This window comes from Cupriavidus basilensis, assembly GCF_029335485.1.
Classification (GTDB): Bacteria; Pseudomonadota; Gammaproteobacteria; order Burkholderiales; family Burkholderiaceae; genus Cupriavidus; species Cupriavidus basilensis_E.
In genome coordinates this window covers 1-10,550 of record NZ_JARJLM010000215.1, presented here as the reverse complement: position 1 = coordinate 10,550, position 10,550 = coordinate 1, and the positions used below count along the sequence as shown (strand labels likewise).

The following is a 10,550-nucleotide window of genomic DNA, read 5'->3' as shown; positions in this document are numbered from 1 at the left end:
GCCGCGATGCGCTCGATCGTCACAGGCGCCTGCGGCGGCTGAATCACCGGCGCATTGCCGCGTGAGCGCCCCGAGCTGAGATAGTCGGCAATCGATTCCTGCGTGACCTCGCCAAGGTAGGCGCCATCCGCATCCACCACCGGCAGCCAGCTGGTGTTGTGCTGGTACATGCGCGACAGCACGATGCGCAAGTGTTCGTCGAACGCGGCGGTAGCGGCAAAGGGCCGCATCGCATCGGCGCACACGCCCTGCCCCGCACGCGCATCGCGCCGCGTGACGAAGCCCAGGGCACGCTGCGCCGCGTCCACCACCGGCAGGTGGCGCACGTCGGCCTCGTCCATCAGGCCGAAAGCCTGTGCCAGCGGCATCTCCGCGCTGCAATGCTGCGCCATGGTGGCGGCGTCGCCGGCACGGACCAGCAGCAAGCGCTTGAGCGTGTTGTCATGGCCGACGAAAGCTTGTACGAAATCGTCGGCGGGATGCGCAAGCAAGGCATCGGGATGGTCGAACTGCACCAGCTTGCCGCGGCGGAAAACCGCCACGCGGTCGCCCAGCTTGATCGCCTCGTCGATATCGTGCGAGACCATGATCACGGTCTTGCCGAGCTGGCGCTGCATCTGGAAGAACTCGTTCTGGATGCTCTCGCGGTTGATCGGATCGACCGCGCCGAACGGCTCGTCCATCAGCAGGACGGGGGCATCCGCGGCAAGCGCGCGAATCACGCCGATGCGCTGCTGCTGGCCACCGGACAATTCGCGCGGATAGCGCGTCAGCATCCTGTCCGGATCGAGTTGCACCATCGACATCAGTTCGCGCGCGCGTTCGCGGCTACGCTTCTTGTCCCAGCCCAGCAGGCGCGGCACCACCATGATGTTTTCCTCGATGGTCATGTTGGGGAACAGGCCGATCTGCTGGATCACATAGCCGATCTTGCGGCGCAGCGTCACTTCGTCCACGCGGGAAGTGTCCTCGCCGTCGATCAGCACCCGGCCCGAGCTGGGCTGGATCAGGCGGTTGATCATCTTCAGCGTGGTGGTCTTGCCGCAACCCGAGGGGCCGAGGAAAACACAGATTTCCCCCTTGGGCACCGTCAGCGAGACGGCATCCACGGCGCGCACTTCCGCGCCATCCTTTTGCCTGAAGGTCTTGGTGAGTTGGTCGAGTTCAATCATGTTCAGCGAATTCCTTTCGGTGTCAGCGCCCGCTGCAACCACTGCAGGCAGGCATCGGCCACGATGGCGAGCACGCTGACCAGCACCGCGCCGATCGCCAGCTTGCTCATATTGCTCTGGCTGATCGCTTGCAGGATCAGCACCCCAAGACCACCGGCGCCAATGATGGCGGCGATGGTTGCCACGCCGATATTCATCACCACGGCGGTACGCACGCCGCCGAGGATGACGGGCACGGCCAGCGGCAGGTCCACCAGCCGCATGCGCTGCCAGGTGGTCATGCCGATGCCGCGGCCGGCTTCCTGGATGCCGTCGTCCACATTGGCCAGCGCCACGCAGGTATTGCGCATGATCGGCAGCAGCGAATACAGGAACACAGCGGTCACCGCCGGCACGTAGCCGAGCGCGTGGCCGAAGCGCGCGAAGATCGGGATCATCAGGCCGAACAGCGCGATCGACGGCAAGGTCAGCACGATGGTGGCCAGCGTCAGCAGCGGCGCGGCGAGAAAGCGGAAGCGCGCGCACAGGATGCCCAGCGGCACGCCGACGACGATCGCCAGCCCCACCGCCGAGCCGACCAGCGCGAGATGCTGGCCGGTCAGCTTGAGCAGCGTCGGCCAGCTATGTTGGAGGTAGGTCAGCAAATCCATGCGTCCCCTCTCAGATCAGGCCGTGGCTGCGCAGGAATTCCTGCGCCACCTTGTCGGCCGGCTGCTGGCCGATATCGACCCGGTAGTTCATCTCGGTCATGGCCTCGTTATCCAGCTTTGCCGACAGTGCGTTGAGCAGACCCGCGAGTTCCGGATGCTGTTCCAGCGTCGCCTTGCGCACGACGGGCACGGCGTTGTACGCCGGGAAGAAATGCTGGTCGTCCTCCAGCAGCACCAGATCGAAGCCCTTGACGCGGCCATCGGTGGTGTAGACGAGGCCAAGCTCGACCTGGTCGTTCTTCAGTGCCGTATAGACCAGCCCGGGATCGAGCTGGATCACGTCGCGCCGCGCGAACGGCAGCTTGTAGAGCGTCTTCAGCGGCTCCAGCCCGTCGGGGCGCGCGGCGAATTCCATATCGACGGCGAACGGATGCGCGGTGCCCTCCCCGGCCGCCCGCATCTTCTCCGCGAAGGCCGACAGCGTGGTCACGCCGGCAGCCTCGGCGCGCTTGCGCGGCATCGCCAGCGCATAGGTGTTGTTGATGCCGGAGGCATCCAGCCACATCAGGCCGCGCGCCGCATCGAGCGCCTTGACGCGCTCGTAGCTTTCCTGCGCTGCGAGCTTTTCCTCGACCTTGTTGAATACGATCAGGGCGGTGCCGGTGTAGTCCCACACCACGTCGAGCTGTCCGCTCTCCATGGCCTGGCGCATCAGCGTGCTGCCCAGGCCCGAGGTCAGCTCGGCGGCAAGGCCCTTGGCCTCCAGATACTGCGTGGTCATCGAGGACAGGATCAGTTGCTCGGTGAAATTCTTGCCGCCCACGCGGATGGGGTCGGCGTGCGCCGGCAGCGCCAGCGCCGCCACCGCGGCCAGCACGGCGAGACTCGCCAGCATGCGGGCCTGGCCACGCGCCACGCGGGCCGCGCCGGCCAGCGCGCTTGTGATGAAATGCATCGGGTTCTCCTTCATGGTCGGTACGCGCATCAGCGCGCCAGGCCGCGGCTGCGCAGGTAGCAATAGCCGGCGGCGGCGAACAGGCCGTCCAGGCCCAGGGCCAGCAGCGCGGTGGCCGCGGCGCCCAGCAGCAGCAGGGGCTGGTTGTTCAGGTAGATGCCGGGGAAGATCAGTTCGCCCAGGCTATTGGCGCCGATCAGGAACGACAGCGGCACCGTGCCGACGTTGATCACCAGGCTGATGCGCACCCCCGCCAGGATCACCGGCAAGGCATTGGGCAGCTCGACCCGGAACAGGCGCTGGCGCGCCGTCATGCCAAGGCCGCGGGCGGCTTCGGTCAGGGCCGGGGACACGCCCAGCAGGCCCTCGCAGGTATTGCGCACGATCGGCAGCAGCGAGGCCAGCCACAGCGCCAGGATGGCCGGCCGCTCGCCGATGCCGAGCACCGCCAGGGCCAGGGCCAGCACCGCCAGCGACGGCACCGTGTTGCCGATATTGAAGACCTGCATCAGGCGGTCGGCCCAGCGGCGCATGCAGGGCCGGCTCAGGGCCACGCCGGCCGGAATGCCAGTGGCCAGGGCCAGGCCCATCGACCACGCCACCAGGCGCAGGTGATCGGCCACGTCGTACCATAGGCGGTCTTGATACTGCCGGATGACGTCCACGCCGATCCACGCGACCAGACCGGCCAGCGCGACGAGCGTGAGACATCCCCAGGCCAGCGCCTGGACGGATTGCTTGGACATATTCCCCTCTCTCCGCGCGCCGCATGTGGGCGCGAGCAGCCACATCCGGATCGACGGACGACAAGATGGGCGCGGGCGGATGCAATGGGGGCCGCCGGCCCAGACTAGATTGCCTTGCCCGCCATGACCGGCAGATGAGCCGGTGGACGGGCGCCGGGTTCCACGCCCTGGGGGCGGAAACCCAATTGACGGGACACCATGCCGATGAAGGCGGGGGTCCCTGGAGCGGCGCAACCCGCTGCGAAGACGCAGAAACGGGAGGCCAGTGGCAGCGCAAATTTGATGGTTCCGACGCGCCGCCGGATCAATCGGCCGGTGCTGCGCAGGGAGGGAAGGGAACGACCGGCACCACAAAAACGCGCGGTCCGCACCCTTGGCAACCCGATATGATTACGCAGCATCGGATGACAACGAGAGCCGTATTATACCCATTTCCATCGATCTTGTCAGCATCGCGCTTTCACGCCACTTTTCACCGGCATCTGGCGCGCTTCGTCGGCCATCCCGGCGCGGCCCGCGCTGTTCCAGAAACGTTGCATCCGAGCATGGCGAGCGTGCCACCGGCAGAACAATCTGTTGCCCGGCCGCCCTCTACCGGATTTACCGCAAACCCTTAAATTGGGAGGGTAGCCAACGGGTCGCGTGCCATTGCCGCCACCCTCGCCAACGCCGGGCCGCTGCCCGGCCAACAGGAGATCGATCATGGAACAACGCACTACCGCCCCCATCGTCCCGGCCACCGCAGTGGAGACCGTGCAGCGCTCGCGCGCGATCGACCGGGTGGTGCGCGGTATCGCCACCTCGGACGGCGCCGGCGTCAAGCTGACCCGCGTGCTGACGCAGAACCTGCAGCGCCGGCTGGACCCGTTCCTGATGCTGGACGCCTTCGGCACCGACAGCCGCGACGACTATATCGGCGGCTTCCCCGATCACCCGCACCGCGGTTTCGAAACCATCACCTATATGCTGGCCGGCCGCATGCGCCATCGCGACAGCGCCGGCAACGAGGGCCTGCTGGAAAACGGCGGTGCCCAGTGGATGGTGGCCGGCGCCGGTGTGGTGCACTCGGAGATGCCCGAGCAGGAAGACGGCCGCATGGAAGGCTTCCAGCTGTGGCTGAACCTGCCCGCCGCGGACAAGATGACGGCGCCGTGGTACCGCGACCTGCCGGCTGCCGCCGTGCCCACCGTGGCGCTGCCGAACGGCGCGACGGTGCGCGTGCTGGCAGGCGCCTCGCATGGCGTGGCCGGCGCGGTGACGCGTCCGGTCACGGAGCCGCTGTACCTGGACGTGACGCTGCCGGCGGGGCAAAGCTTCTCGCAGGCGCTGCCGGCCGGGCACAATGCCTTCCTGTACGCCTATCGCGGCGAGATCGCGGTGGGCACGGGCGATAACGCGGCGGTGCTGGAAGCACAGCGCATGGGGGTGCTGGACAATGCGGCGGGTGCCGACGGCGTGAACGTCACCGCCAATGCCGATGCGCGCTTCCTGCTGATCGCGGGGCGGCCGCTGGGCGAGCCGATCGTGCAATATGGGCCGTTCGTGATGAACACACAGGAGCAGATCTACCAGACGCTGGCCGATTTCCGCGAAGGCCGCTTCAACCAGATCGCGGTGAGCCAGGGCGCCTGACGCGCCGGCCATCGCCGGGGTGGCATCGCGCCGCCCCGGCCTCATATCCGGTGGGCGCCCTGCCCACTGGATTTCTCTCCTTTATCCCTATCTCCCCACCTCCCGCGCTGGCCACGGGCGAGCCGGCCGCCCTCCCGCTCGCCAGAGCCCGCCATGTGCCCGCCATGTGCCCGGCATGCGACTTGCAACCTGCCTGTATCCGTTGCGGGGCCGCCAAAACCGTCCTTTCCGGGTGGTCCGAACCCCGCGCACTTATATAATCCTGCGTTAATAAACGGCATCACGAACCCATGATGGATGCTGCAATGCGAAACGGCGATGCTGCCCCACGCACTGCAGGCAGTGCTGCCGCCATACGAACATCGATCCACGTTGCTGCCATAACAACTCGAGCCGCCTCAGTGACCTTAAGCACAACCCCACGGCTGGCGCTTGCCCATATCAGCAAGCGCTACCCCGGCGTCACCGCCAACGACGACGTTTCCCTGGTCGTCGCGCCCGGCGAGATCCATGCCGTACTCGGCGAGAACGGCGCCGGCAAGTCCACCCTGATGAAGATCATCTTCGGCGCGGTCAAGCCGGACGCCGGCGAGATGCACTTCAACGGTGCGCGCGCCGCCATCCACAACCCGCACGATGCCCGCAACCTGGGCATCGCCATGGTATTCCAGCATTTCTCGCTGTTCGATACGCTGACCGTCACCGAGAACATCGCCCTGGGCCTGCCGCGGCAACACAAGGGCGCCGGCGGCAGCCCGCATGCCGGCACCAATATGAAGCAGCTGGCCGAGCAGATCCGCGAGACGGCACAGCGCTACGGCCTGCCGCTCGAGCCGAACCGGCATGTGCACACCTTGTCGGTGGGCGAGCGCCAGCGCGTGGAGATCGTGCGCGCGCTGCTGGCCGGGCCGCAATTGCTGATCCTGGACGAGCCCACCTCCGTGCTGACGCCGCAGGCCGTGCAGACGCTCTTCGTCACGCTGCGCCAGCTCGCCGCGGAGGGCACCAGCATCCTCTACATCAGCCACAAGCTCGACGAGATCCGCGAGCTTTGCCACAGCGCCACCGTGATGCGCATGGGCCGCGTCACCGGCGTGTGCGATCCACGCCAGGAGAGCGCGGCCTCGCTGTCGCGCCTGATGATCGGCGGCGAGCCGCCGCGCGAGACGCGCGTGCAGACCGAGCCCGGTGCCTGCCGCCTGGCCGTGCGCGAACTCTCGCTGCCGCGCGCGCATGCGTTCGCGACAGAACTGGCCGGCATCTCGCTGGACCTGCGCGCGGGCGAGATCGTCGGCATTGCCGGCGTGTCCGGCAACGGGCAGCAGGAATTGCTGGCCGCGCTGTCGGGCGAAGACGTGCGCGCCGAACGCAATGCCGTCACGCTGGACGGCAGGCCGGTCGGCAAGCTCGACGCGCGCCAGCGGCGCCGCGCCGGCCTGGCCTTCGTGCCCGAGGAACGCCTCGGTCGTGGCGCCGTGCCGGCCATGAGCCTGGCCGCGAACATCATGCTCTCGCACCAGTCCGCACCCTATGTGCGGCGCGGCATGATTGCGCCCAAGGCGGCGGCGGAACTGGCGCAGGCCATCATCGGCCGCTTCCGCGTGAAGGCAAGCGGACCCGAAGCGCTGGCCAAGAGCCTGTCGGGCGGCAACCTGCAGAAATTCATCGTCGGCCGCGAGATCGAAAGCGGCCCGAAGGTGCTGATCGTGGCCCAGCCCACCTGGGGCGTTGACGTCGGCGCCGCAGCGCAGATCCACAACGAGCTGCTGGCGCTCAAGGCCACCGGCTGCGCCTTGCTGGTGGTGTCCGAGGAACTGGACGAGCTGTTCGCCATCTGCGATCGCCTGCATGTGATCGCCAAGGGCCGGCTGTCGCCGTCGATCCCCACCCAGGACGCCACGCGCGAGCAGGTCGGCCTGTGGATGAGCGGTTTGTGGGAAGGCGGGCCCGGCGGCCGGCGCGAGCAACAGGAGGCCGTCCTCCATGGCTGATTTCCTGTCCCGCTCTCCCGTCTCGCTGGCGCCGCGCGGCCTGCCCTCGCGCCGCATGGCCTATGCTTCGCCCTTCATCGCGCTCGCGCTGACGCTGGCCTTCGGCGCCCTGCTCTTCCTGCTGCTAGGCAAGGACCCGATGGCCGCGCTCAAGGTCTTCCTGGTCGATCCGCTCAAGGACCGCCGCGCCATCGGCGAGGTGCTGCTCAAAACCGTGCCGCTGGTGCTGTGCGCGCTCGGTCTGTCGGTGTGCTACCGCGCCAATATCTGGAACATCGGCGCCGATGGCCAGTTGATCCTCGGCGGCATCTTCGCCGGTGCCACCGTGCTGTACTTCGACGTGCCCGGCAATGGTGTCAACGGTACCGTGGTGCTGGTGCTGGCATCGCTGGCCGGCGTGATCGGCGGCATGTTCTGGGCCTCGCTCACCGCCGCGCTCAAGGACAAGTTCAACGCCAACGAGATCCTGGTGTCGCTGATGCTGACCTATATCGCGCAGCAGTTGATGCTGTATGTGGTCAACGGTCCGCTGAAGGATCCCAACGGCATGAACTTCCCGCAGTCCAAGGTGTTCTCCTCCGAGTTCCTGCTGCCCAACCTGCTGTCGGGCTCGCGCCTGCACGCGGGCTTTGCGGTAATGCTGGTGCTGGTGGTGCTGATGACCGTCTTCATCTTCCGCAGCTTCGCGGGCTATCGCCTGCAGGTGGGCGGCACCGCGCCGGCGGCGGCGCGCTATGCGGGCTTCTCGGCGCGCCGTTCGCTGTGGAGCGCGCTGATGATCTCGGGCGGCACCGCCGGCCTGGCGGGCGCCTTCGAGGTGACCGGCCCGATCGGCCAGCTGCTGCCGTCGATCTCGCCCGGCTACGGCTTCACCGCCATCATCGTGGCCTTCGTCGGGCGCCTGCATCCGGTGGGCACCGTGTTCGGCGGCATCGTCATGTCGCTGTTCTATATCGGCGGCGAAATGGCCCAGTCGCGCCTGGGCCTGCCATCGGCGATCGGCTCGGTGTTCCAGGGCATGCTGCTGTTCTTCCTGCTGGCCAGCGATACGCTGATCGACAACCGCCTGCGCTGGCGCGCCAAGGCCGCCTGAGCGAGAGCCCACAAGACATGGATCAATTCGCCCCTCTTATCGCCACCGCGATCAACGCCGGCACGCCGCTGCTGCTGGCCGCGCTCGGCCTGCTTATCAACGAACGCTCGGGCGTGCTCAACCTCGGCGCCGAAGGCATGATGCTGGTGGCCGCCGCGTTCGGCTTCATGGTCGGCTACCAGACGCAGTCGCCCATGCTCGGCTTCGCCTCCGGCGCGCTGGCCGGCATGCTGATGGCCACGCTGTTCTCGTGGCTGGCGCTGGTGCTGGCGACCAACCAGGTGGCCACCGGCCTGGCGCTGTCGATCTTCGGCACCGGGCTGTCGGCCTTCATGGGCCAGCGCTTCGTCGGTTTCGCCATGCCGTCGCAGGCCAGGTCGATTCCCTGGCTGGCCGATATTCCCTTCTTCGGGCCGGCCTTCTTCCAGCAGCACTGGATGGTGTATTTCAGCCTGTTCCTGTGCGGCGCCATCATGTGGTTCCTGTTCCGCACGCGCGCCGGGCTGACGCTGCGCGCGGTCGGCGAATCGCCGGAATCCGCGCATGCGCTGGGCTATCCGGTACGCCTGATCCGCTTCGGCGCGCTGTTGTTCGGCGGCGCCTGCTGTGGGTTGGCCGGCGCCTACCTGTCGCTGGTGTACACGCCGATGTGGGTGGAGAACCTGGTGGCCGGGCGCGGCTGGATCGCGCTGGCGCTGACCACCTTCGCCACCTGGCGGCCGGGACGCGTGCTGGCCGGCGCATGGCTGTTCGGCGGCGTCACCATCCTGCAGTTCTACCTGCAGGGCATTGGCGTCTCCATGCCGTCGCAGATCCTCTCGATGCTGCCCTATGCGGCCACCATCGTGGTACTGGCGCTGATCTCGCGCAATCCGGCCTGGATACGCCTGAACATGCCGGCCTCGCTGGGCAAGCCCTTCCGCCCGGGCGTCGCCTGACCATGCCGTTGCCGCGCGCCGGACACCATGCCCGGCCGCGCGGCACCCCCTGTTTTTCAGAAGTCCGCCAGAGACTTCGAACTCAAAGCCCTCGATTCAGAGCCACGGCTGCAACCTTAGTCAAGAAATCAGTACCCAGATCATTACAAGGAGAAATCATGATCGTCACGCGCAGGAAAACCCTGGCGGCACTTGCCGCCACCGCCGTGCTGGCTCTCGCGGGCTGCGGCAAGAAGGAAGCCGAAAAACCGGCCGAAAGCGCCGCCCCCGCTTCGGCACCCGCCGCGGAGCAGAAGGCAGAACCGCTCAAGGTCGCCTTCGTCTACATCGGACCGGTCGGCGACGCCGGCTGGACCTATGCCCATGACGCCGGGCGCAAAGCCGTGGAAGAGAAGTACGGCGACAAGGTGAAGACCACCTTCGTCGAGAACGTGCCCGAATCCGCCGCCGATGCCGAACGCGTATTCCGCGACCTGGCCGCGCAAGGCAACAAGCTCATCTTCGGCACCACCTTCGGCTATATGGAATCGATGCTCAAGGTGGCCAAGGAATTCCCGGACGTGAAGTTCGAGCATGCCACCGGCTTCAAGACCGCCGAGAACCTGGCGCAGTACGACGTGCGCACCTACGAAGGCGCTTACCTGGCCGGCGTGGTCGCCGGCAAGATGAGCAAGACCGGCAAGATGGGCGTGGTGGCATCGGTGCCCATCCCCGAGGTGATCCGCAATATCGACTCGTTCACCCTGGGAGCGCGCACCGTGAATCCCAAGGCCACCGTCAAGGTGGTGTGGGTGAACAAGTGGTTCGATCCGGGCAAGGAGCGCGAAGCCGCCACCACGCTGATCGGCCAGGGCGTCGACATGCTGATGCAGAACACCGACTCCGCCGCCGTGGTGCAGACCGCGCAGGAAAAGGGCGTGTATGCCTTCGGCTGGGACAGCGACATGAGCAAGTTCGGCGAGAAGGCCCACCTGGCCGCCTCGGTGATCTCGTGGGGCGTCTATTACAACAAGGTGGTGGGCGACGTGCTCGCCAACCAGTGGAAGAACAGCACCACCTGGTGGGGCCTGAAGGAGGGCATGATCGACCTGAAGGGCTTCAACGCCGTGGTGCCGGATGACGTGAAGGCCCTGGTGGAAGAGCGCAAGAAGGGCGTGGTCGACGGTTCCGCGCCGATCTGGAAGGGTCCGCTCAAGGACAATACCGGCAAGGAGCAGCTGGCCAAGGACCAGGTGGCCGACGACGGCTTCCTGCACGGCATCAAGTTCTACGTGGAAGGCGTGGAAGGCAAGATCCCGGGCTGAGCGCCGGACTGCACTCTGCGTTATACCCGGCATGCCCGCCAGCGCGGACATGCCGGCAAGGCGGTGAGG

At 67.1% G+C, this 10,550-nt stretch carries 9 protein-coding genes; 5 read left to right on the top strand and 4 right to left on the bottom strand.

What is annotated here, in order from left to right:
* The 4 genes from P3W85_RS12685 to P3W85_RS12670 all read right to left on the bottom strand — a co-directional run.
* Nucleotides 1–1,172 (bottom strand): osmoprotectant ABC transporter ATP-binding protein OsmV (locus P3W85_RS12685; protein ID WP_276265033.1); only part of this gene is annotated, 1,172 nt, incomplete at its 3' end.
* A gap of 2 nt (nucleotides 1,173–1,174) precedes the next feature.
* Nucleotides 1,175–1,822 (bottom strand): ABC transporter permease, encoded by a 648-nt coding sequence (locus P3W85_RS12680; protein WP_017231245.1) that lies wholly within the window; start codon nucleotides 1,820–1,822, stop codon nucleotides 1,175–1,177.
* A 10-nt stretch (nucleotides 1,823–1,832) separates the two neighbouring features.
* A complete protein-coding gene (locus P3W85_RS12675; protein WP_276265032.1) occupies nucleotides 1,833–2,777 on the bottom strand; it encodes a glycine betaine ABC transporter substrate-binding protein in 945 nt (314 codons plus the stop codon).
* A gap of 29 nt (nucleotides 2,778–2,806) precedes the next feature.
* Entirely contained in the window at nucleotides 2,807–3,523 is a 717-nt protein-coding gene (locus P3W85_RS12670; protein WP_276265031.1) for an ABC transporter permease, read from the bottom strand.
* A 702-nt stretch (nucleotides 3,524–4,225) separates the two neighbouring features.
* Here P3W85_RS12670 and P3W85_RS12665 point away from each other — a divergent pair.
* The 5 genes from P3W85_RS12665 to P3W85_RS12645 all read left to right on the top strand — a co-directional run bounded on the left by P3W85_RS12665 (nucleotide 4,226) and on the right by P3W85_RS12645 (nucleotide 10,481).
* The gene (locus tag P3W85_RS12665) at nucleotides 4,226–5,155 is read left to right on the top strand and encodes a pirin family protein (protein ID WP_276265030.1); all 930 of its coding nucleotides are present in this window, start codon (nucleotides 4,226–4,228) and stop codon (nucleotides 5,153–5,155) included.
* A gap of 401 nt (nucleotides 5,156–5,556) precedes the next feature.
* A complete protein-coding gene (locus P3W85_RS12660) occupies nucleotides 5,557–7,146 on the top strand; it encodes an ABC transporter ATP-binding protein (RefSeq protein ID WP_276265029.1) in 1,590 nt (529 codons plus the stop codon).
* Complete coding sequence (locus tag P3W85_RS12655) at nucleotides 7,139–8,239, top strand: ABC transporter permease (RefSeq protein ID WP_017226111.1); 1,101 nt, start codon at nucleotides 7,139–7,141, stop codon at nucleotides 8,237–8,239. The genes P3W85_RS12660 and P3W85_RS12655 overlap by 8 nt, the downstream gene beginning before the upstream one ends.
* A 17-nt stretch (nucleotides 8,240–8,256) precedes the next feature.
* Entirely contained in the window at nucleotides 8,257–9,177 is a 921-nt protein-coding gene (locus P3W85_RS12650) for an ABC transporter permease (protein ID WP_276265028.1), read from the top strand.
* Nucleotides 9,178–9,335: 158 nt separating this feature from the next.
* Nucleotides 9,336–10,481: a BMP family ABC transporter substrate-binding protein gene (locus P3W85_RS12645; protein WP_017226109.1), complete on the top strand. Its 1,146-nt coding sequence runs from the start codon at nucleotides 9,336–9,338 to the stop codon at nucleotides 10,479–10,481.
* Nucleotides 10,482–10,550: the final 69 nt, after the last annotated feature.

Excerpts from the sequence above, each read along its gene's own strand:
- P3W85_RS12645 (WP_017226109.1), top strand. The coding sequence starts at position 9,336 with ATGATCGTCACGCGCAGGAAAACCCTGGCGGCACTTGCCGCCACCGCC.
- P3W85_RS12650 (WP_276265028.1), top strand. The coding sequence starts at position 8,257 with ATGGATCAATTCGCCCCTCTTATCGCCACCGCGATCAACGCCGGCACG.
- P3W85_RS12655 (WP_017226111.1), top strand. The coding sequence starts at position 7,139 with ATGGCTGATTTCCTGTCCCGCTCTCCCGTCTCGCTGGCGCCGCGCGGC.
- P3W85_RS12670 (WP_276265031.1), bottom strand. The coding sequence starts at position 3,523 with ATGTCCAAGCAATCCGTCCAGGCGCTGGCCTGGGGATGTCTCACGCTC.
- P3W85_RS12680 (WP_017231245.1), bottom strand. The coding sequence starts at position 1,822 with ATGGATTTGCTGACCTACCTCCAACATAGCTGGCCGACGCTGCTCAAG.
- P3W85_RS12675 (WP_276265032.1), bottom strand. The coding sequence starts at position 2,777 with ATGCATTTCATCACAAGCGCGCTGGCCGGCGCGGCCCGCGTGGCGCGT.
- P3W85_RS12665 (WP_276265030.1), top strand. The coding sequence starts at position 4,226 with ATGGAACAACGCACTACCGCCCCCATCGTCCCGGCCACCGCAGTGGAG.